Below are 22,791 nucleotides of genomic sequence, written 5' to 3'. Positions count from 1 at the left end.
TGCCGGACCGCAGGCGGCAATCTCACCCGATGAACGGACAACTCCCCCTGTCCGGTTCCCTGACGGGGCGTCGTGGGCCTGGACGTCCCTTCGAGTTACCTGTGTTCCGGTAGTAGGCTCACGCCGTTTGTTGACGCACATGTGTCCCCCGTTGCGGGTGGGACCGAGCTGGGGGAGGCCATGCGCTTTCGCGGGAAATCCATCCGCAGGAAGATCGTGGCGCTGCTGCTCGTCCCCCTGCTGTCCCTGACCGCGATCTGGGGCTTCGCCACCTTCCTCACCGTCCGCGACGCGAACCGGCTCTTCGAGGTGTCGCACATCGTCGAGGAGATCGGTTTCCCGACGGAGGACGCCGTGCAGGTGCTCCAGGAGGAGCGCCGCCAGACCCTCGTCCACCTCGCCGATCCCCGCGCCTCCGACGCGTCGGCCGCCCTGCGGCGCAGCCGGGCCGCCACCGACACGGCCGTGGCCAAGGTCCGCCGCAGCGCCGCGGACGACGGGGTGCGGGACGGGATGGGCCAGGGGACCGCCGCCCGCCTCACCGCGCTGCTGGACGCCCTCGACGGCCTGCCGTCCCTGCGTGGCAGCGTCGAGGAGGGCACGCTCAACGTCTCCCAGGCCCTCGACCTCTACAACCGCCTGGTGGATCCGGCGTTCTCGCTGCTGGGCGACCTCCAGACGCTCGACGACGTGGAGCTGGACAAGCAGGGCCGCGCCCTGGTCAACGTCGCCCGCGCGCGGGAGCTGCTCTCCCGGGAGGACGCCCTCCTCGGTTCCGCCCTGGTGTCCGGCCGGCTCACCCGCGACGAGGCCCGCGCCGTGTCCGACCTGGTGGCCCAGCGCACGCTGCTGTACGAGGTCAACCTGCCGCTGCTGCCCGCCGCGGAACGTGAACGCTTCGAGCGCTACTGGGCGAACGCGGGAACCGCCCCCCTGCGCACCGCCGAGCAGGCCGTCGTCGAATCCGACCTCGACTCCGACGCCGGCGCACCCGCCGGTGTCACCGCGAGGAGCTGGGACACCGCGGCCGGGCAGGTGCTCGACGAACTCGCCGACCTGGGCGTCCAGGCGGGCGAGCGCTTCCAGGAGCGCGTCCGCCCCCTCGTCGTCTCCGTCGTCGCCAAGGCCGTCGTCCCCGGCGTCCTCGGCCTCGTCGCCGTCCTGGTCTCGCTCTACCTGTCCGTACGCATCGGCCGGTCCCACGTGCGGGACCTGCTCCGGCTGCGCCAGGAGGCCCATGAGGCGGCCGAGGTCCGGCTGCCCGGCGTGATACGCCGCCTGTCCGCGGGCGAGAAGGTCGACGTGGAGACCGAGGCCCCGCGCCTCACGTACGACAGGACCGAGATCGGCGCGGTCGGCCAGGCCGTCAACACCCTCCAGCGCTCCGCCGTCGAGGCCGCCGTCCGGCAGTCCGAACTGCGCGACGGCATATCCCAGGTCTTCGTCAACCTCGCCCGCCGCAGCCAGGTCCTGCTGCACAAGCAGCTCACCCTGCTCGACACGATGGAGCGCCGCACCGAGGACACCGAGGAACTCGCCGACCTCTTCCGCCTCGACCACCTGACCACGCGCATGCGGCGCCACGCCGAGGGCCTCGTCATCCTCTCCGGCGCCGCGCCCTCCCGGCAGTGGCGCAAGCCGGTCCAGCTGATGGACGTCGTACGGGCGGCCGTCGCCGAGGTCGAGGACTACGAGCGCATCGAGGTCCGACGGCTGCCCCGGCTGGCGGTCACCGGCCCGGCGGTCGCCGACCTGACCCACCTCGTGGCCGAACTGCTGGAGAACGCCACGGTGTTCTCCCCGCCGCACACGCCCGTCCAGGTACGGGGCGAGCGGGTCGCCAACGGCTTCACCCTGGAGATCCACGACCGCGGCCTCGGCATGTCGGCCGAGGCCCTCCTCGACGCCAATCTGCGGCTCGCCGAGACCCCCGAGTTCGAACTGTCCGACACCGACCGGCTCGGACTGTTCGTGGTCGGCCGGCTCGCCCAGCGGCAGAACGTCCGCGTCTCCCTTCAGCCCTCGCCGTACGGCGGCACCACGGCCGTCGTTTTCCTCCCGGACGCGCTGCTCACCGACGACGTCCCCGACACCAACGGCACCGGCTTCCGCCTCGACCGCGCGCGCTCGCCGCAGGACGGCGCCGAGGAGCCCGTAGCGCTGCCCAGGCGCCGGACGCCCAAGCTCGTCAGCTCGCACGGGCGCCCCGTGACGGACGATGCAGGGCGCGGCGGCGAGGAGACCCCGCAGGGGCACGAACCGGCGCCCGTCGAGCGCGGAACAGCCCTCCGCGGTGGTGGGCCCGGAACAGCCCCCCGCGGTGGCGCTCATGAGCCGTCTCCGGACCTGCCCAACCTGCCCAGGCGTCGCCGTACGAGCCCGTCGGACCCCGCACCGCAGGACACCCCGCGCGGGCACGACGGGACGGACGAGGCAGAATCGCAGGGCAACCCGCTGCCCCGCCGCGTCCGGCAGGCCAGCCTGGCCCCGCAGTTGAGGGACGGAGCCGCACGGCACGCGGAGCGCGACCTGGCCCGCCGGGAACAGGAGGTCCTCGCCGACCGCGACGCCGACCAGGTGCGCAGCCGGATGGCCTCGCTCCAGCGGGGCTGGCAGCGCGGCCGTGAGGAGAACGCCGTGGGCGGCCGGGCCCACGACGGCGCGGACAGCACAGACGGCACAGCACCAGCACGAGGAACGAACAAGGGGGACGGTCGATGACCGCACCGAAGGTCCCAGCGCCCACCGCCGCCGGCACGGAGTCCAAGGAGCTGAACTGGCTCCTCGACGACCTGGTGGAACGCGTCGCCAGCATCCGCAAGGCGCTCGTGCTGTCCAGCGACGGACTGCCCACGGGTGTCTCCGCGGACCTGACCCGCGAGGACAGCGAGCACCTGGCGGCCGTCTCCTCCGGCTTCCACAGTCTCGCCAAGGGCGTCGGCCGCCACTTCGAGGCGGGCAGCGTCCGGCAGACGATCGTCGAGCTCGACGACGCCTTCCTGTTCGTCACGGCCGCCGGTGACGGCAGCTGCCTGGCCGTCCTGGCGGACGCGGAATCCGATGTCGGGCAGGTCGCCTACGAAATGACGCTGCTGGTGAAGCGGGTCGGCGTGCACCTGGGCGCCGCTCCGCGCACCGATGTGCCCTGAAGGCGGGTAGTGGGGTGACATGAGCGGAGACGGTCAGGGCAACGACCACTGGTTCGACGACGAGGCCGGACCGGTGGTCCGTCCGTACGCCATGACGCGGGGCCGCACCAGCCATGCGGTCCAGCACCGACTGGACCTGATAGCGCTGGTCGTGGCGGAACCGGACGCGGACGACCCGGAGGCGGACCACTCGCTCTCCCCGGAGCACCTGACCATCGTCGGGCTCTGCCACGACTCCCCGCAGTCGGTGGCGGAGCTCGCCGCGGAACTCGACCTGCCCGTCGGAGTGGTACGCGTCCTCGTGGGCGATCTCGTGGACGAACGACTGGTCCACGTGAACCGTCCCGTACCGCCCGCGGAGCTGGTGGACGAGAACATCCTGCGCGACGTGATCAACGGCCTCCGGGCGCTCTGAACGGCGCAGCCGTCCGGTCACCGACAAACAGAGGAAGAAACCGATGATCTTCGGGCGTTCCGTACGCGGCAGAGCCCCGGTCGAGCCCGTCACGCTCAAGATCCTGGTGGCCGGCGGTTTCGGCGTGGGCAAGACGACCTGCGTCGGCGCGGTCAGCGAGATCAAACCGCTGCGCACCGAGGAGCTGCTCACCGAGGCGGGCCGCCCGGTCGACGACACCACCGGTGTGGAGGACAAGCACACCACGACCGTGGCGATGGACTTCGGGCGCATCACGCTCCGCGAGGACCTCGTGCTCTACCTCTTCGGCACCCCCGGTCAGCACCGGTTCTGGTTCATGTGGGACGAGCTCTCGACCGGCGCCCTGGGGGCGGTCGTGCTCGTCGACACCCGCCGCCTGGAGGACTGCTTCGCCGCGGTGGACTACTTCGAGCGGCTGTCCGTCCCCTTCGTGATCGGCGTCAACTGCTTCGAGGACGCGGCCCGGTACCCCGCCGAGGACGTCCGTCAGGCGCTCGACCTCGGCCCCGAGGTGCCGATCCTCCTGTGCGACGCCCGCGAGCGGGAGTCCGTCAAGGAGGTCCTCGTCGCGGTCGTACGGCACGCCATGGCCCACGCGGCCGGGCGCGAGCGGAGCAGCACCGGCTGACGCGGGTCCGCGGCCCGTACACCCGTCGGCGGCGGAACCGGCGGGGGTACGGGCCGCGGCACACCGGCACGCGCGCGCGTGCGTGTCCTCAGCCGGCGCCCTCAGCCGGCGTCCTCCTCGTGCCAGCCGAAGCTCCGCTCCACCGCCCGGTGCCAGTTGCGGTACTCACGGTCGCGGACGGACGGTTCCATGGACGGCGTCCATTCCGCGTCCCGCTGCCAGTGCGACTTCAGTTCGTCGAGGTCGTGCCAGACGCCGGTGGCGAGCCCGGCCGCGTACGCGGCCCCCAGACAGGTCGTCTCCGCGACCTTCGGACGGATCACCGGCACGTCCAGGACGTCCGCCTGGTGCTGCATCAGCAGGTTGTTCCCGGTCATGCCGCCGTCGACCTTGAGGGTGGTGATCCGCACCCCCGAGTCCTGGAACATGGCGTCCACGACCTCCCGCACCTGCCAGCTCGTCGCCTCCAGCACCGCCCGCGCGAGGTGCGCCTTCGTGACGTACCGCGTGAGCCCGGTGACGACCCCGCGCGCGTCCGACCGCCAGTAGGGCGCGAACAGACCGGAGAACGCGGGCACGATGTACGCGCCGCCGTTGTCGTCGACGCTCGCCGCCAGGGGCTCGATCTCGTCCGCGCTGCGGATGATGCCGAGCTGGTCGCGGAACCACTGCACCAGGGCGCCCGTGATCGCGATCGACCCCTCCAGGCAGTACACGGGGGCCTCGTCGCCGATCTTGTAACCCAGGGTGGTGACCAGCCCGTTCTTCGACGGCACCGGCCGGCGGCCCGTGTTGAGCAGCAGGAAGCTGCCGGTCCCGTACGTGTTCTTCGCCGTGCCCACGTCGTAGCAGGCCTGGCCGAACACCGCCGCCTGCTGGTCGCCGAGCGCCGACGCGACCGGCACGCCCGCGAGCCGGCCGACGGCGGTGCCGTACACCTCGGCGGAGGACCGGATCTCCGGCAGGACCGCCTCCGGCACGTTCATCGCGGAGAGGACCGAGGAGTCCCACTGGAGGGTCTCCAGGTTCATCAGCATGGTGCGTGAGGCGTTGGTGACGTCGGTGACGTGGCGCCCGCCGTCGGTCCCGCCGGTGAGGTTCCAGATCAGCCAGGAGTCGATCGTGCCGAAGGCGATCTCGCCGCGCTCGGCGCGGGCCCTGAGGCCCGGCACGTTGTCCAGCAGCCAGACCGCCTTCGGTCCGGAGAAGTAGCTCGCCAGCGGCAGCCCGGTGCGCCCGCGGAAACGGTCCTGCCCGTCCGCGCCGCCCAGTTCGCCGCAGAGCGCGGAGGTGCGGGTGTCCTGCCAGACGATCGCGTTGTGCACGGGCTTGCCCGTCGCGCGGTCCCACAGGACCGTCGTCTCCCGCTGGTTGGTGATGCCGAGCGCGCTGAGCTGCCCGGCGCGCAGGCCGGCCTTGGCGAGCGCCCCAGCGACCACCGCCTGCACCTTCGACCAGATCTCGGTGGCGTCGTGCTCCACCCAGCCCGGCTTGGGGAAGATCTGGCGGTGCTCGCGCTGGTCGACCGCGACGATCCCGCCGTCCGAGCCGAAGATGATGCAGCGGCTGGAGGTGGTGCCCTGGTCGATCGCGGCGACGTAACGCTGAGCTGTGTCCGGCATGACGTCCCCTTACGTCAGATACATCAGATGCGTCGATCACGTCAGATACGTCGGATATGTCAGTTGCGTCGAGTGCGTCAGAAGGCTGCGTTGTAGACGAGGCCCGCGAGGACCCCTCCGATCAGCGGGCCGGCGACCGGGATCCAGGCGTACCCCCAGTCGGAGCTGCCCTTGTGCGGGATCGGCAGGAACGTGTGCACGATGCGCGGCCCCAGATCGCGCGCCGGGTTGATCGCGTAGCCGGTGGGCCCGCCGAGGGAGAGGCCGATGCCGACGACCAGCAGGGACACGATCAGCACCAGCGTGCCCGACTCGCCGAGTCCGTCGGTGAGTCCGAAGGCGAGGATCGGCAGCACCAGGGCCGTCGTCGCGATGATCTCGGTCATGAGGTTGGCGACCGGGTTCCGGATCTCCGGCACGGTGGAGAAGATGCCGATGGTCGGCACCGGCTCGTCCGTGGTGCCCTCGGTGGTGCCGGTGTCACGGACGTTGGCCCGGAACTGGGCGCAGTAGACCAGGTACGCGAGGACCGCGCCCAGCATCGCGCCGACCAGTTGGCCCAGCAGGTAGACCCAGACCTTGCCCCACAGCCCGGTGTCGACGGCGATGCCGAGGGTGACGGCCGGGTTGAGCTGACCGCCCGACAAGGGCGCGGCGGTGTACGCGCCCGCCAGCACACCGAAGCCCCAGCCGAACGCGATGACGGTCCAGCCGGCGGCGCGGGCCTTGGAGTACCTCAGGGTGACGGCGGCGCACACACCGGCGCCGAAGAGGATCAGGATCGCGGTACCGATGACCTCACCGACGAAGATGTTGCCGTTGCTCATGGCGGCTCCTGGGCCGTGGCCTCGGCCGGGGCGGTCGCCCCCGGCCCCTCCGTGCGGGGTGCGTCTCCCGCGGCTGCTCCGGTCCGGCCGGGACCAGCCGCGTGCAGGGAAGGGGCCCGCGCCGCGCCCGGCGTCCCTGACGAGCGTGCCGTCGCAGCCGGATCGCCCGTGGGAGAGGCCCGTGACGCGGTGACGCGGACGGGATGCCCGAGTGGCCCGGTGCACATGGTGCGCAAAGCCACCCGAATGCGGCGATGTCGACTGACACCGGAAGTGTCGGCCTCCGCTCAGGGAGCGTCAAGGTCGCGGGTGACGGTGGGGAGTTCCAGGGCTCTCGGGGGCTGAACCGCTGGAAACGCCCCCTCAGGGACTGATCCGGTAGAAACGCCACAGGTCGTGCTCGATGTCGAGCACCTCGACCGTGCCGTACCCCGCCCCGCGCGCGTACCCGCGCACCATGTCCGGCCGCAGCACCGTGCCCGCCTCCACCCGGGCACCCTCCGCGCGCGTGGCCGGCAGGCAGTGCAGCACGCTGAACGCGTAGTTGACGCGGTCCAGCTCCGGCCCCGGAGCGGTGAACTCCTCGCTCACCTTCTCGTCCGCGACGAGCACGGCACCCGAAGGGGACAGCAGCCGGCGCACCGACACCAGCGCACCGACCGGGTCGGCCATGTCGTGCAGCGCCTCGAACACCGTCACCAGGTCCACGGAACCGCCCCCGCGGACCCCCGCGGCATCGGTACGCACGAACGACACCCGCTCGCCCAGCCCGGCCTCCCGGGCGTTGCGCCGGGCCTGCTCCACGGAGGCGTCGTCCAGATCGATCCCGGTGAGCCGCGCGGCGGGGAAGGCGCGGGCCAGGGCGATCGTCGACCAGCCCAGCCCGCAGCCCAGGTCCAGCACCCGGCCACCGGGCCCGCCCGCGAGCCGCCCGTGCACGTCCGGCAGGGCGGCCACCCAGGAACGCACCGTCTCCGGCCGGTACAGGGGCCGGTTCAGCCCCGCGATGCCCTCACGGGTGCCCCGGCCGTACCGCTCGTACGGCACGCCCGCACCCGTACCGAACGCCTCCAGCAGCTCGGGCAGCACCCCGGCGATCGAGACGACGAACTGCGGGCCCGTCCCCAGGAACAGCGGGTCGTCGCGGTCCACCAGCACGCGCGCGTGCTCCGCGGGAAGCGCGAACCGCCGCTCGTAGACGTCGTCGCCGGAAGGCGGCCCCGAGACGGCCAGGACGCCGGCCACGGCCTGCTGCTCCAGCCACTCGCGCGCGTACCGGGCGTGGACACCGGCCGTCCTCGACAACTCCCGTGCCGTCATGGAGCCGTGCGAGGCCAGTGCCTCGTACAGGCCCCGACGGACCCCCACGTCGACGGCGAAGACCTCCATCGCGGCACGCAGCCCGTCGAAGATCTCCTCCGCCAGCACTCCGGCGTCCGGGACGCGCTCCGCTGCGTCGGCCATGATCGAGACCTCCCGTACGCGAAGTCCGCACGACGGTTCGGTCCTGACACCGTCCCACACCGCCGTACGGCACGCGAGAGCCGGCCGCGACGGTCCGGCCCGGATCCGGGCGCCCCCGCACGCGATCCCCTGCCGCGGTGGCCCCTCGGCTGGTACATCAAGGAACATGACGACACTCCCGACCCGGCTGCGCGCCCTGCTCGTCACCGCCGCGTCCCTGCTCGCCCTGACCACGACGGCCGCACCGGCCGGAGCCGGCCCCGAGCCCACGGCGCCCGAGGACTTCGTCCCGCTGCGGAGCGTGGACCCGACGATCCTCCACGACATCCGCTACGCCACCGCGCACAACTTCGTCGGCGAGCGCGTGGACGGCTACCGGCAGCCCCTGTGCGTCCTCACCCGCCCCGCCGCCGAAGCCCTCCACCAGGCCCAGCGCAAGCTCCTGCAACGGGGCTACACGCTCAAGGTGTACGACTGCTACCGCCCGCAGCGCGCGGTGGACCACTTCGTCCGCTGGGCCCAGGACCTCGACGACGAGCGGACGAAGGCCGAGTTCTACCCCCGCGTCGACAAGCCCCGCCTGTTCGCCGACGGCTACATCGCGGAGAGGTCCGGCCACAGCCGCGGCTCCACGGTCGACCTCACCCTGGTGCGGCTCCCCGCCCGGCCGACCCGCCCGTACGTGCCAGGTGAACCCCTCGTGCCCTGCTACGCACCCCGCCACGAGCGCTTCCCGGACAACTCCGTGGACATGGGAACGGGGTACGACTGCTTCGACACCCTCTCCCACACCGACGACCCCCGCGTCGGCGCCGCCCAGCGCGCCGACCGGCAGTTCCTGAAGGAGACCCTGGAGGGCGTGGGATTCGTCGACTACCCCGAGGAGTGGTGGCACTTCACCTACGGGCCGGAGCCCTACCCGGACACCTACTTCGACTTCCCGGTCTCCAGGAAGTCCCTGACACCCGCCTCCTGAGCTGCCCGCGGGGGACGTTCCCGACGTGATCGGCTACAGTCCGCCGCGTGTCCGCGACCGCACCCACCACCGTCCACCCCGCGCCCGGCAGCCACTGTTCGAGCTGCGGCGCACCCTACGGAGAGGGCGTCTCCGGCTGGCCCCGCACCTGCGCGGTCTGCCACACGGCCGCCTACCGCAACCCCCTGCCCGTGGCGGTGGCCCTGCTGCCCGTGCACGACACCCGCGGTACCTCGCTGGTCGCCATCACCCGCACCATCGCACCCGCGCGCGGGGGCACGGCCCTGCCCGGGGGGTTCATCGACCACCGGGAGGACTGGCGCGAGGCCGTCGTCCGCGAACTCGCGGAGGAGACCGGCATCCACGCCGCCGCGGACGACGTCCGCCTCGCCGACGCGATGAGCTCGCCCGACGGACACCTGCTGCTCTTCGGCCTCCTCCCGCAGCGACCGGCCGACGACCTGCCCCCGTCCGCGGAGACGGACGAGACGGAGGGGTGGCACCTGCTGCGCGGACCGGCCGAACTCGCCTTCCCCCTGCACACCATGGCCGTACGGGCCTTCTTCGAGGGCCGGTACGGCTGAACCCACGGCCGGGGCGGGTCCACGGGCCCGCGGGGCAGGCCCTCACGGCCGGGCGAGACCGCGGATCCGTACGGGGTACGGCGGCCCGCCCGGCCCGCCGTCACCGGCCCGCTCCACGACCACCGCGCGCTTGCGCCACCGGGACACATAGCGTTCCACCGCCGGCTCGCCGTTGCCGTCACCCGTGTCGTGCACCACGGTCCCGCCCCCCGTACGCCCGCGCGCGGGCGCCCACACCTCCAACTCCAGGCCACCGTCCGCGCCCCGGACCGGCAGCACGGCGCCCGCGCGCGCGAGCACCGGTATCCGCGACGACGGCGCCTCGACCAGCACCCGGCCGGGCCCCTCGTACGGCTCCTCGGTCACCGTGTCGTACCACCGCCCCCGCGGCAGCCGCACCACGCGCCGGCGCACGGCCGGTTCCAGCACCGGAGCCACCAGCAGGCAGTCACCGAGCAGGAAGGCGTCCTCGCAGTCGCGCAGCGCCCGGTCCTCGGGCGAGCCCCACCACAGCGGCCGCACGTAGGGCGCCCCCGTCCGGCGCGCCAGCTGCGCCAGCGTCAGGAAGTACGGCAGCAGCCGCCGCCGCTCGAGCAGTGCCCCACGCGCGTGGGGCAGCACCTCGTCCCCGAGCTCCCACAGCTCCCCGCCGCCCGCGGCAGAACCGGCGCGCGTCCGGAACAGCGGCAGGTACGCGCCCATCTGCAGCCACCGCAGGTAAAGCTCCGGCGACGGACGTCCGTCGGCACCGCCGACGTCGGAACCCGAGTACGGCACTCCGCACAGCCCGAGGCCGAGCACCGAGGACAACGACGCCCGCAGCCCCGGCCACCCCGTCGCCACCTCCCCTAGCCAAGCGCCCCCGTGGCGCTGCAAACCGGCCCGGCCCGTCCGGGACAGGAGGAACGGCCGCTCAAGAGGCGCGCGTTCCCGGGTCCCCTCGGCCCCGTCGTGCGCCACGTACCACGCGTACACGTCGTGCGCCTCGCGATGGTCACCTCCCCGGCCCTCCGGGAGCACCGGCTGCGCCGCGACCGCCGGAGGAACGACGGCGACGAGCCGGACCCCGCCCCGGCGCAGCTCCTCGGCGAGCACCGGCAGCGCGGCCGAACACTCCTCGCCGCCCGCGGACATCCGGTCCGCGCCGCAGCCGCCCGTACCGAGGTGGAGCGCGTCGAGCGGCAGACCGTGCTCCCGATGGCCCGCGACGGTCCGCCGCACCTCCCGCTCGTCCACCGCCCCCGGCAGCGCGTGGTGGTGCCCCAGCGCCCAGACCGGTGGCGGCACCGGTGCCCCGGTGAGCGCGGCCCAGGTGTGCAGCACGCGCGCGGGAGGCCCCACCACCACCCAGCAGCGCAGCGGACCACCGGCCATCCGCGTCTCCGCCGTCCCCGCCCGGTCGTGCCCGGAGCCGGCGCCCTCCTCGCCCTCCCGCAGCGTCACCGTGCCGTCCCACGGGGTGTCGTGGAACACCAGATGGGTCCCCGCGTCGGCCACCACCATGTGCACCGGCATGCCGAGGGGGAGCGGATCGTCGCCCGGCACGAACGCGTGCCCGGGAGCGGTGTTCCCCAGGCGGTACGTCCCGGCCCGCAGCCGCGGCCCCGCCGTCCGCCCGCCCAGCCCGAAGAACCGCGCGTCCGCGGCCACCTCGGCGCGCTGCATCCAGCGCGCCGCGCCCCCGCCGGCCGGCTCCCACCAGCGGGGCGGCAGGTCCCGGCGCAGGGTCACCCCGCCCGGCGTCCGCACCTCGACGGCGCCGTGCCGCGACACGACGACCGTGACGCGCTCGGCCACCACCCGCCACCCGCCGTCCGTGTCGGGCTCCAGGACGGCCCGCGGATCCGGCTCGGGGCGACGGCCCGCCAGGGCGTACGACGGCTCCGGCCCGGCGCCGTCCCAGCTCCAGAAGACGGCGCCGTTCACGGCCACGGTGACCCGCAGCTCCGAGCGCGCGAACCGGACGACCCCGCCGCCCGGACCCGGTTCCGCCCCCCGCACCTGACCGGGCACCCGGGCACGCTCCGCGCCCCGTCCGGACGGTCCGGCGGCCGTGCGCCGCCTGCGCCACGCCGCCCGCACGACGCGCAGGCCCTGCGCAGCCCCTGCCGAACCGACCGCTTTCACCGAACGCACCAGGTCACGAGCTTCCATGCCGGTCACCCTGCCACTGACCGGCCGGGAAGCGTGAGTCGTTCAACTGCCGTTCACCCATGGCCGGAGGACATCCGCACGGCGCCGACCAGCGCGGACGAAGAGCGCCGCACCCTGGTGCACCAATCGATCACGTGGCATCGTCCCTGTCAGCCGCGTCACGCGCACACCCCAGCCCGTGCGCGCCCCACGCACACGCCGCGTACAGTCCGGGAGCCGCCCCATGACCCCAGCGAACCCCTCGCCGCTCTGGCAGCCCGACCCGGAGAGCGTCGCCCGGGCGCAGATCACCCGGTTCCAGGCCTGGGCCGCCGCGCACCACGGAGCACCGGCCGAGGGTGGTTACGCGGCCCTGCACCGCTGGTCCGTGGAGCAACTGGACACCTTCTGGCAGGCCGTCTCGGAATGGTTCGAAGTACGGTTCTCCACCCCCTACGCGCGCGTACTGGGCGACCGCTCCATGCCGGGGGCCCGATGGTTCCCCGGGGCGACCCTCAACTACGCCGAGCACGCCCTGCGCGCCGCGGACACCCGCGCCGGCGAACCAGCCCTCCTGTACGTCGACGAGACCCACGAGCCACGCCCGGTCACCTGGTCCGAACTGCGCCGCCAAGTGGGCTCCCTCGCCGACGAACTGCGTGCCCTCGGCGTACGGCCGGGAGACCGCGTCAGCGGCTACCTCCCGAACATCCCGCAGGCCGTCGTCGCCCTCCTCGCCACGGCCGCCGTGGGCGGTGTCTGGACGTCCTGCGCCCCCGACTTCGGCGCCCGCAGCGTCCTCGACCGCTTCCAGCAGGTGGAACCCGTCGTCCTGTTCACCGTCGACGGCTACCGCTACGGCGGCAAGGTGCACGACCGCCGGGACACCGTCGCGGAACTCCGCCGCGCCCTCCCCACCCTCCGCGCCGTCGTCCACGTCCCGCTGCTCGGCACCGAAGCTCCCGAGGGGGCCCTGCACTGGTCCGCCCTGACCTCCGCGGACACCGACCCCGTCTTCGAACAGGTCCCGTTCGACCACCCCCTGTGGGTCCTGTACTCCTCCGGCACCACCGGCCTTCCCAAGGCCATCGTCCAGTCCCAGGGCGGCATCCTCGTCGAGCACCTCAAACAACTCGGCCTGCACTGCGACCTGGGCCCCGGGGACCGCTTCTTCTGGTACACGTCCACCGGCTGGATGATGTGGAACTTCCTAGTCTCCGGCCTGCTCACGGGCGCCACGGTCGTCCTCTACGACGGCAGCCCCGGCCACCCCGACACGGGCGCCCAGTGGCGCGTCGCCGAACGCACCGGCGCCACCCTCTTCGGCACCTCCGCCGCGTACGTCATGGCCTGCCGCAAGGCCGGCATCCGCCCGGCACGCGACCACGACCTCTCCCGCGTGCGCTGCGTCGGCACCACGGGTTCCCCCCTGCCGCCCGACGGCTTCCGGTGGCTGCACGACGAGTTCGCGGAGAGCGGGGCGGACCTGTGGATCGCCTCCGTCAGCGGCGGCACCGACGTGTGTTCCTGCTTCGCGGGAGCCGTCCCCACCCTCCCCGTGCACATCGGTGAACTCCAGGCCCCGAGCCTCGGCACCGACCTGCGCTCCTGGGACCCGAACGGCGAGCCGCTCGTCGACGAGGTCGGTGAGCTCGTCGTCACCAACCCCATGCCGTCCATGCCGATCCGCTTCTGGAACGACCCCGACGGCAGCCGCTACCACGACAGCTACTTCGACACCTACCCCGGAGTCTGGCGCCACGGCGACTGGATCACCGTCACCTCCCGCGGTTCCGTCGTCATCCACGGCCGCTCCGACTCCACGCTCAACCGCCAGGGCGTCCGCATGGGCTCGGCGGACATCTACGAAGCCGTCGAGCGCCTCCCCGAGATCAAGGAGTCCCTCGTCATCGGCGTCGAGGAACCCGACGGCGGCTACTGGATGCCCCTGTTCGTCCAGCTCGCCCCCGGCGCGGTCCTGGACGAAGCACTGCGGCACCGTGTGAGGCACACCCTCCGCGAAGAGCTCTCCCCACGGCACGTGCCCGACGAGATCATCGAGGTCCCCGGCATCCCGCACACCCTGACCGGCAAACGCATCGAGGTCCCGGTGAAACGCCTCCTCCAGGGCAGCCCGCTCGAGAAGGCCGTCAACCCGGGCTCCGTCGACGACCTCGACCTGCTGCGCTTCTACGAGGAGTTGGCACACAAACGTCGTTGACCTGGCATTTCCCCCGCTCGCCGGGCACTGTCAGTGCCGCCGGTTACGGTGAGTGAGCATTGATCGACCGCTGCGCACAGGGGGAACCATGCCGCACACCCAGCAACCGACCATGCGACGCGTCCTGCGCCGCGAGATCGCCGGCACCATCGGCCTGCTGGCCGACGAGCACGACTTCACGGCGATGCGGCGCTACCGCACCTTCACGTTCGACGACCACACGACCTATCTGCGACAGGTCGAAGCGCTGCTCAGGACCCTCTCCGCCCAGGGCAGCCACACCACGGTCGCCCTCTTCGACCCCGAGGAGTACGCGGAGTTCTGCGCCGAGACCGGCCTCGAACCCGACACCCCGGCCAGCCGCACCCGGTACACCGCCGAGCTGGCCGCGACCGGCCCCAGCGTGCCGTACGAGGGCCAGCCCTTCGACGAACTCGTCCCCGACCTGGTCGACGAGGCGGTCCGCCAGGCCACCTGGCAGTACGCGGCCACCCTCCTGGCAGGCATCGGCGCCTGCGCCTCGTGCGGCGAGGACATCGGACGAGCCGCCTTCACCCACGCCACGGAACTGCTCACCCGCATCCTCGACGCGGTGGGACCCGGCGAGCACCACCTCGTGTGCACCGTCTCCGCCGCCTCCCAGCCACTCACCGCGGCCCTGCGGTCCGAGGGCCCCGGCGCACCGTGGCGCACGGACGACACCGGAACGCTCGAACTCACCACGGTCCTGGCCGTGGGCCTGGCCACGCAGAGCGCCGGCGGCCTCGTCATGCGCACCAGCGGCTCCGGGACGACCGACCGCGTCTACGGCTGGAAACTGCGCGGGGACGGACTCGTGCCCCTCACCGCGGGGGAAGTCTTCGACGCCTACTGCACGGACTCCGCGTCCGGGGACCTCGTCTCTCCCGAGTCGGGCGTCGACTACTGCGCCCCACCGAGCATCGACGACCAGGGACCGACGAAGGGCGGACACACCCACTGACGGTACGGCCAGGGGCGCCCCACCCTCAGGTGGAGCGCCCCCGGACGCCGACTGGGCGACGGCTACTCGCCGGACAGCACCGCCTGAGCCGCGTCGCGCGCCTCGTCCGCGGTGTCCGCCGCCCGCGCGGCAGCCGCGGCACGCTCGCACTGGTCCAGCGTGTACTTCGCCAGCGCCGCCCGTACGTAGGGGATCGACGCCGCACCCATGGAAAGGGAGGTGACGCCCAGACCGGTCAGTACGCACGCCAGCAGCGGATCGGACGCGGCCTCGCCACAGACACCGCAGCTCTTGCCCTCGGCCTGTGCCGCCCCGGCGGACAGCGCCACCAGGTCGAGCAGTGCGGGCTGCCACGGGTCCTGCAGCCGCGACACCGCGCCCACCTGCCGGTCCGCCGCGAACGTGTACTGCGCGAGGTCATTGGTGCCCAGGGACAGGAACTCGACCTCCCGCAGGATGGACCGCGCCCGCAGCGCGGCCGACGGAATCTCCACCATCGCGCCGAACTTGGCCCGCAACCCGGCCTCCCGGCACGCGTCCGCGAAGGCCCTGGCGTCGGTACGGTCCGCGACCATGGGTGCCATCACCTCGAGGTGCACGGGCAGCCCTTCCGCGGCCTTCGCGAGCGCCGTCAGCTGCGTCCGCAGCACCTCCGGGTGATCGAGGAGCGTCCGCAGTCCGCGCACACCCAGCGCCGGGTTCGGCTCGTCGGCCGGCGTCAGGAAGTCCAGCGGCTTGTCCGCCCCCGCGTCCAGCACCCGCACGACGACACGTCCCTCGGGGAACGCCTCCAGGACCTGCCGGTACGCCTCGAACTGCTTCTGCTCGGAGGGCGCGCTCCCGCTGTCGTCCAGGAAGAGGAACTCGGTGCGGAACAGACCCACACCCTCCGCCCCGGCCTCCACGGCGGCCGGTACGTCCGCGGGACCGCCCACATTGGCCAGCAGCGGCACCTTGTGCCCGTCCGAGGTGGCGCCCGGGCCGGACGACGCGGCCAGCGCCGCCCTGCGCTCCGCCGCCGCGGCCTCCAGCTCGGCCCTCTTCTCCGCACTCGGGTCCACGAAGACCTCACCCGAGCTGCCGTCCACGGCGATCACCGTGCCCTCGGCCAGCTCGCCCGCGCCCGGCAGCGCGACCACGGCCGGCACGCCGAGCGCCCGCGCCAGGATCGCGCTGTGGCTGGTGGGTCCGCCCTCCTCGGTGACGAAACCGAGGACCAGTGACGGATCGAGCAGCGCCGTGTCGGCCGGTGCCAGATCGCGGGCGATGAGGACGTACGGCTCGTCACTGTCGGGCACTCCCGGCATGGGCACCCCGAGCAGCCGGGCGACGATACGGTTCCGCACGTCGTCCAGGTCGGCGACCCGGCCCGCCAGGTACTCACCCGCTCCCGCGAGCAGTGCCCGGTAGGCGGCGAACGCGTCGTACACCGCGCGCTCGGCGGAGCTGCCGACGGTGATGCGCCGATCGACGTCGGCGATCAGCTCGGGGTCCTGGGCCATCATGGCCTGGGCCTCCAGCACGGCCTGCGCCTCTCCCCCCGCCAGATTGCCGCGGGCCGTCAGATCGGCGGCCACGGCTTCCACCGCCTTGTGGGCCCGCCCCTGCTCGTGCTCGGTGTCCTCCCCGGATATCTGCTTCGCGGGCGGCTCCAGCACCGCCGTCCCCATGTGCCGTACCTCGCCGATCGCCACACCGTGGCTCACGCCGACGCCTCGCAGCGTTGTCTCCATCTCACCCGTCTCCGAATAGTGCGGCGGCTCCAGCCACCGCGTTGGTCGTCCGTCCGGCCGCGTCGAACGGCGCCGCGGTCACTGCCAGCCGAACAGCTCGTCGTAGCCGGCCCGTACGTCGCCGTTCTCGCGAAGGCCGGTGAGCGAGTCGGCCGTGGCCTCCAGCGCCACGACCGGGCAGACGGGCGACTTGCCCGCGGCTTCGACGGCAGCGGGGTTCCAGCGCACGACGGCCTGGCCGCGCGCCACGGTGTCCCCCTTGTTGGCCAACAGCTCGAAGCCCTCACCGTTGAGCTGCACGGTGTCGATGCCGAGATGCGTCAGTACGCCGTGGCCGTCACTGTCGACGACGACGAAGGCGTGCGGATGGAGCGAGACGATGACGCCGTCGACGGGGGAGAGGGCCTCGGAGGCCTCCCGCACGGGGTCGATCGCCGTGCCGGGTCCTACCATCGCTCCCGAGAAGACGGGGTCGGGCACCGCGGCGAGTCCGATGGCCCGCCCTGTCAGGGGGGACGTCACGGTGGTCATGGGAAACCTCCCAGAGGAGATGCATACGGGCCGTCACTGCCTGTCCCGGACGGCGCACTGTTGAGCAGCGTATGACATATGAACTGCCGGTTCCGCATGAGACGTACCGGTTGACGGCCGTAAGACAGCGGCCAAACGATTTGCCTCTGCTCCGGGCGCCCATGTACAGTCGAAGACCTGCCCAGGGATGAGCGACGCCCAACAGCGTCACTGCCCGGCAGCATCCAACTTGTCAGTCCTCATTTCGGGGCGGACTTCTGCGTGCCTGCAGAAGGACGGTCAGGGAGACGGAAAAACACTGATAGAGTTGGAAACACCGAAGGGAAGCGCCCGGAGGAAAGCCTGAGAGAGTCTCTCGGGTGAGTACAAAGGAAGCGTCCGTTCCTTGAGAACTCAACAGCGTGCCAAAAATCAACGCCAGATATGTTGATACCCCGTCTCCAGCATCCGCTGGGACGAGGTTCCTTTGAAAAAACACAGCGAGGACGCTGTGAACGGCCGGGCTTATTCCGCCTGGCTGTTCCGCTCTCGTGGTGTCGTCCCGATCACGGGAAAACATTCACGGAGAGTTTGATCCTGGCTCAGGACGAACGCTGGCGGCGTGCTTAACACATGCAAGTCGAACGATGAACCACTTCGGTGGGGATTAGTGGCGAACGGGTGAGTAACACGTGGGCAATCTGCCCTGCACTCTGGGACAAGCCCTGGAAACGGGGTCTAATACCGGATAACACTCCTCCTCGCATGGGGAGGGGTTAAAAGCTCCGGCGGTGCAGGATGAGCCCGCGGCCTATCAGCTTGTTGGTGAGGTAGTGGCTCACCAAGGCGACGACGGGTAGCCGGCCTGAGAGGGCGACCGGCCACACTGGGACTGAGACACGGCCCAGACTCCTACGGGAGGCAGCAGTGGGGAATATTGCACAATGGGCGAAAGCCTGATGCAGCGACGCCGCGTGAGGGATGACGGCCTTCGGGTTGTAAACCTCTTTCAGCAGGGAAGAAGCGAAAGTGACGGTACCTGCAGAAGAAGCGCCGGCTAACTACGTGCCAGCAGCCGCGGTAATACGTAGGGCGCAAGCGTTGTCCGGAATTATTGGGCGTAAAGAGCTCGTAGGCGGCTTGTCGCGTCGGTTGTGAAAGCCCGGGGCTTAACCCCGGGTCTGCAGTCGATACGGGCAGGCTAGAGTTCGGTAGGGGAGATCGGAATTCCTGGTGTAGCGGTGAAATGCGCAGATATCAGGAGGAACACCGGTGGCGAAGGCGGATCTCTGGGCCGATACTGACGCTGAGGAGCGAAAGCGTGGGGAGCGAACAGGATTAGATACCCTGGTAGTCCACGCCGTAAACGGTGGGCACTAGGTGTGGGCAACATTCCACGTTGTCCGTGCCGCAGCTAACGCATTAAGTGCCCCGCCTGGGGAGTACGGCCGCAAGGCTAAAACTCAAAGGAATTGACGGGGGCCCGCACAAGCAGCGGAGCATGTGGCTTAATTCGACGCAACGCGAAGAACCTTACCAAGGCTTGACATACACCGGAAACGTCTGGAGACAGGCGCCCCCTTGTGGTCGGTGTACAGGTGGTGCATGGCTGTCGTCAGCTCGTGTCGTGAGATGTTGGGTTAAGTCCCGCAACGAGCGCAACCCTTGTTCTGTGTTGCCAGCATGCCCTTCGGGGTGATGGGGACTCACAGGAGACCGCCGGGGTCAACTCGGAGGAAGGTGGGGACGACGTCAAGTCATCATGCCCCTTATGTCTTGGGCTGCACACGTGCTACAATGGCAGGTACAATGAGCTGCGATACCGCGAGGTGGAGCGAATCTCAAAAAGCCTGTCTCAGTTCGGATTGGGGTCTGCAACTCGACCCCATGAAGTTGGAGTTGCTAGTAATCGCAGATCAGCATTGCTGCGGTGAATACGTTCCCGGGCCTTGTACACACCGCCCGTCACGTCACGAAAGTCGGTAACACCCGAAGCCGGTGGCCCAACCCCTTGTGGGAGGGAGCTGTCGAAGGTGGGACTGGCGATTGGGACGAAGTCGTAACAAGGTAGCCGTACCGGAAGGTGCGGCTGGATCACCTCCTTTCTAAGGAGCACATGGCCGACTGCAGACGAATGATCTGCACGGTTGCTCATGGGTGGAACGTTGACTACTCGGCGCGAGTCTTCTTGAAGGATCACTAGTACTGCTTCGGCGTGGAACGTGGGTCACGGAGAGGGATTCGTGTCGGGCACGCTGTTGGGTGTCTGAGGGCACGGGCTTGTTCCCGACCTCATTGCCGGCCCCGGTGAAGATCCGCTTGTGCGGGTTGTGACGGGTGGTTGGTCGTTGTTTGAGAACTGCACAGTGGACGCGAGCATCTGTGGCCAAGTTTTTAAGGGCGCACGGTGGATGCCTTGGCACCAGGAACCGATGAAGGACGTGGGAGGCCACGATAGTCCCCGGGGAGTCGTCAACCAGGCTTTGATCCGGGGGTTTCCGAATGGGGAAACCCGGCAGTCGTCATGGGCTGTCACCCGCTGCTGAACACATAGGCAGTGTGGAGGGAACGCGGGGAAGTGAAACATCTCAGTACCCGCAGGAAGAGAAAACAACCGTGATTCCGGGAGTAGTGGCGAGCGAAACCGGATGAGGCCAAACCGTATGCGTGTGAGACCCGGCAGGGGTTGCGTATGCGGGGTTGTGGGATCCTCTTCCACGGTCTGCCGGCCGTGGGACGAGTAAGAAACCGTTGATGTAGGCGAAGGACATGCGAAAGGTCCGGCGTAGAGGGTAAGACCCCCGTAGTCGAAACGTCAGCGGCTCGTTGGAGTGATTCCCAAGTAGCACGGGGCCCGAGAAATCCCGTGTGAATCTGGCGGGACCACCCGCTAAGCCTAAATATTCCCTGGTGACCGATAGCGGATAGTACCGTGAGGGAATGGTGAAAAGTACCGCGGGAGCGGAGTGAAATAGTACCTGAAACCGTGTGCCTACAAGCCGTGGGAGCGTCGGATGGAAGCTTGCTTCCATCTCGTGACTGCGTGCCTTTTGAAGAATGAGCCTGCGAGTTTGCGGTGTGTTGCGAGGTTAACCCGGGTGGGGAAGCCGTAGCGAAAGCGAGTCCGAACAGGGCGATTTGAGTAGCACGCTCAAGACCCGAAGCGGAGTGATCTAGCCATGGGCAGGTTGAAGCGGAGGTAAGACTTCGTGGAGGACCGAACCCACCAGGGTTGAAAACCTGGGGGATGACCTGTGGTTAGGGGTGAAAGGCCAATCAAACTCCGTGATAGCTGGTTCTCCCCGAAATGCATTTAGGTGCAGCGTCGTGTGTTTCTTGCCGGAGGTAGAGCACTGGATAGGCGATGGGCCCTACCGGGTTACTGACCTTAGCCAAACTCCGAATGCCGGTAAGTGAGAGCGCGGCAGTGAGACTGTGGGGGATAAGCTCCATGGTCGAGAGGGAAACAGCCCAGAGCATCGACTAAGGCCCCTAAGCGTACGCTAAGTGGGAAAGGATGTGGAGTCGCAGAGACAACCAGGAGGTTGGCTTAGAAGCAGCCACCCTTGAAAGAGTGCGTAATAGCTCACTGGTCTAGTGATTCCGCGCCGACAATGTAGCGGGGCTCAAGCGTACCGCCGAAGTCGTGTCATTGCAGCATGAGGGCCAACGCCCGCTGTGATGGGTAGGGGAGCGTCGTGTGCCGGGTGAAGCAGCGCCGGAAGGCAGTTGTGGACGGTTCACGAGTGAGAATGCAGGCATGAGTAGCGATACAAACGTGAGAAACGTTTGCGCCGATTGACTAAGGGTTCCTGGGTCAAGCTGATCTGCCCAGGGTAAGTCGGGACCTAAGGCGAGGCCGACAGGCGTAGTCGATGGATAACCGGTTGATATTCCGGTACCCGCTGTGAAGCGTCAAACATCGAATCCAGTGATGCTAAGGCCGTGAAGCCGTTCCGGACCCTTCGGGGAAAGGAAAGTGGTGGAGCCGCCGGCCCAAGTTGGTAGTAGGTGAGTGATGGGGTGACGCAGGAAGGTAGTCCATCCCGGGCGGTGGTTGTCCCGGGGTAAGGGTGTAGCCCGTGCGGTAGGTAAATCCGTCGCACTTGTGGGTGAGACCTGATGCCGAGCCGATTGTGGTGAAGTGGATGATCCTATGCTGTCGAGAAAAGCCTCTAGCGAGTTTCATGGCGGCCCGTACCCTAAACCGACTCAGGTGGTCAGGTAGAGAATACCGAGGCGTTCGGGTGAACTATGGTTAAGGAACTCGGCAAAATGCCCCCGTAACTTCGGGAGAAGGGGGGCCACACCCGGTGACGGCACTTGCTGCCAGAGCTGGGGGTGGCCGCAGAGACCAGCGAGAAGCGACTGTTTACTAAAAACACAGGTCCGTGCGAAGCCGTAAGGCGATGTATACGGACTGACGCCTGCCCGGTGCTGGAACGTTAAGGGGACCGGTTAGTGCGCTTTCGGGCGTGCGAAGCTGAGAACTTAAGCGCCAGTAAACGGCGGTGGTAACTATAACCATCCTAAGGTAGCGAAATTCCTTGTCGGGTAAGTTCCGACCTGCACGAATGGCGTAACGACTTCTCGACTGTCTCAACCATAGGCCCGGTGAAATTGCACTACGAGTAAAGATGCTCGTTTCGCGCAGCAGGACGGAAAGACCCCGGGACCTTTACTACAGTTTGATATTGGTGTTCGGTTCGGCTTGTGTAGGATAGCTGGGAGACTTTGAAAGCGGCACGCCAGTGTCGTGGGAGTCGTCGTTGAAATACCAGTCTGGTCGTGCTGGATGTCTAACCTGGGTCCGTGATCCGGATCAGGGACAGTGTCTGATGGGTAGTTTAACTGGGGCGGTTGCCTCCTAAAGAGTAACGGAGGCGCCCAAAGGTTCCCTCAGCCTGGTTGGCAATCAGGTGTTGAGTGTAAGTGCACAAGGGAGCTTGACTGTGAGACCGACGGGTCGAGCAGGGACGAAAGTCGGGACTAGTGATCCGGCGGTGGCTTGTGGAAGCGCCGTCGCTCAACGGATAAAAGGTACCCCGGGGATAACAGGCTGATCTTCCCCAAGAGTCCATATCGACGGGATGGTTTGGCACCTCGATGTCGGCTCGTCGCATCCTGGGGCTGGAGTCGGTCCCAAGGGTTGGGCTGTTCGCCCATTAAAGCGGTACGCGAGCTGGGTTTAGAACGTCGTGAGACAGTTCGGTCCCTATCCGCTGTGCGCGTAGGAGTCTTGAGAAGGGCTGTCCCTAGTACGAGAGGACCGGGACGGACGAACCTCTGGTGTGCCAGTTGTCCTGCCAAGGGCATGGCTGGTTGGCTACGTTCGGGAGGGATAACCGCTGAAAGCATCTAAGCGGGAAGCCTGCTTCGAGATGAGGACTCCCACCTCCTAGAGAGGGTAAGGCTCCCAGTAGACGACTGGGTTGATAGGCCAGATATGGAAGCACCGCAAGGTGTGGAGTTGACTGGTACTAATAGGCCGAGGGCTTGTCCTCAGTTGCTCGCGTCCACTGTGTT

General features: G+C 69.3%; 14 protein-coding genes and 2 rRNA genes. 10 read left to right on the top strand and 6 right to left on the bottom strand.

What is annotated here, in order from left to right; all coding sequences use genetic code 11:
• The first annotated feature begins 180 nt into the window (after window positions 1–180).
• The 4 genes from UW392_RS42390 to UW392_RS42375 are packed head-to-tail and all read left to right on the top strand — an operon-like array spanning window position 181 to window position 4,213.
• The gene (locus UW392_RS42390) at window positions 181–2,721 is read left to right on the top strand and encodes a nitrate- and nitrite sensing domain-containing protein (RefSeq protein ID WP_320780625.1); all 2,541 of its coding nucleotides are present in this window, start codon (window positions 181–183) and stop codon (window positions 2,719–2,721) included.
• Window positions 2,718–3,149: a roadblock/LC7 domain-containing protein gene (locus UW392_RS42385; RefSeq protein WP_320780624.1), complete on the top strand. Its 432-nt coding sequence runs from the start codon at window positions 2,718–2,720 to the stop codon at window positions 3,147–3,149. The genes UW392_RS42390 and UW392_RS42385 overlap by 4 nt, the downstream gene beginning before the upstream one ends.
• Window positions 3,150–3,168: 19 nt before the next feature.
• A complete protein-coding gene (locus UW392_RS42380) occupies window positions 3,169–3,564 on the top strand; it encodes a DUF742 domain-containing protein (RefSeq protein WP_320780623.1) in 396 nt (131 codons plus the stop codon).
• 43 nt (window positions 3,565–3,607) lie between these two features.
• Entirely contained in the window at window positions 3,608–4,213 is a 606-nt protein-coding gene (locus UW392_RS42375; protein WP_320780622.1) for a GTP-binding protein, read from the top strand.
• 101 nt (window positions 4,214–4,314) lie between these two features.
• Here the strand turns inward: UW392_RS42375 and glpK are convergent, their stop codons facing one another.
• The 3 genes from glpK to UW392_RS42360 all read right to left on the bottom strand — a co-directional run bounded on the left by glpK (window position 4,315) and on the right by UW392_RS42360 (window position 8,126).
• Window positions 4,315–5,835 (bottom strand): glycerol kinase GlpK, encoded by a 1,521-nt coding sequence (gene glpK, locus UW392_RS42370; RefSeq protein ID WP_320780621.1) that lies wholly within the window; start codon window positions 5,833–5,835, stop codon window positions 4,315–4,317.
• A 77-nt stretch (window positions 5,836–5,912) separates the two neighbouring features.
• On the bottom strand, window positions 5,913–6,662 hold the full coding sequence (locus tag UW392_RS42365; RefSeq protein ID WP_320780620.1) for an MIP/aquaporin family protein: 750 nt from the start codon (window positions 6,660–6,662) through the stop codon (window positions 5,913–5,915).
• Window positions 6,663–7,025: 363 nt separating this feature from the next.
• Entirely contained in the window at window positions 7,026–8,126 is a 1,101-nt protein-coding gene (locus UW392_RS42360) for a class I SAM-dependent methyltransferase (RefSeq protein ID WP_320780619.1), read from the bottom strand.
• Window positions 8,127–8,292: 166 nt separating this feature from the next.
• Between UW392_RS42360 and UW392_RS42355 the strand changes: the two genes are divergently transcribed.
• Window positions 8,293–9,102 carry a M15 family metallopeptidase gene (locus UW392_RS42355; RefSeq protein WP_320780618.1) on the top strand — a complete coding sequence of 270 codons (810 nt, stop codon included), beginning with the start codon at window positions 8,293–8,295 and terminating at the stop codon, window positions 9,100–9,102.
• A 47-nt stretch (window positions 9,103–9,149) separates the two neighbouring features.
• Window positions 9,150–9,686 (top strand): NUDIX domain-containing protein, encoded by a 537-nt coding sequence (locus UW392_RS42350; RefSeq protein ID WP_320780617.1) that lies wholly within the window; start codon window positions 9,150–9,152, stop codon window positions 9,684–9,686.
• Between the two features lie 42 nt (window positions 9,687–9,728).
• Here the strand turns inward: UW392_RS42350 and UW392_RS42345 are convergent, their stop codons facing one another.
• A complete protein-coding gene (locus UW392_RS42345) occupies window positions 9,729–11,840 on the bottom strand; it encodes a TIM-barrel domain-containing protein (protein ID WP_320780616.1) in 2,112 nt (703 codons plus the stop codon).
• 223 nt (window positions 11,841–12,063) lie between these two features.
• Between UW392_RS42345 and UW392_RS42340 the strand changes: the two genes are divergently transcribed.
• The gene (locus UW392_RS42340) at window positions 12,064–14,040 is read left to right on the top strand and encodes an acetoacetate--CoA ligase (protein WP_320780615.1); all 1,977 of its coding nucleotides are present in this window, start codon (window positions 12,064–12,066) and stop codon (window positions 14,038–14,040) included.
• Window positions 14,041–14,128: 88 nt separating this feature from the next.
• Window positions 14,129–15,022: a hypothetical protein gene (locus UW392_RS42335; protein ID WP_320780614.1), complete on the top strand. Its 894-nt coding sequence runs from the start codon at window positions 14,129–14,131 to the stop codon at window positions 15,020–15,022.
• Window positions 15,023–15,084: 62 nt separating this feature from the next.
• Here UW392_RS42335 and ptsP read toward each other — a convergent pair whose 3' ends face one another.
• The gene (gene ptsP / locus UW392_RS42330; protein WP_320780613.1) at window positions 15,085–16,755 is read right to left on the bottom strand and encodes a phosphoenolpyruvate--protein phosphotransferase; all 1,671 of its coding nucleotides are present in this window, start codon (window positions 16,753–16,755) and stop codon (window positions 15,085–15,087) included.
• 78 nt (window positions 16,756–16,833) lie between these two features.
• Window positions 16,834–17,286 (bottom strand): PTS glucose transporter subunit IIA, encoded by a 453-nt coding sequence (locus tag UW392_RS42325; RefSeq protein WP_320780612.1) that lies wholly within the window; start codon window positions 17,284–17,286, stop codon window positions 16,834–16,836.
• 558 nt (window positions 17,287–17,844) lie between these two features.
• Between UW392_RS42325 and UW392_RS42320 the strand changes: the two genes are divergently transcribed.
• Together UW392_RS42320 and UW392_RS42315 are read left to right on the top strand one after the other, a co-directional pair.
• Window positions 17,845–19,370, top strand: a 16S ribosomal RNA gene (locus UW392_RS42320).
• A 279-nt stretch (window positions 19,371–19,649) separates the two neighbouring features.
• Window positions 19,650–22,769, top strand: a 23S ribosomal RNA gene (locus UW392_RS42315).
• The 16S and 23S rRNA genes sit together here, the layout of an rRNA operon.
• Window positions 22,770–22,791 lie beyond the last annotated feature (22 nt).

It is taken from the genome of Streptomyces sp. CRN 30 (assembly GCF_034105845.1).
This window is presented reverse-complemented; position numbering and strand designations above follow the sequence as displayed.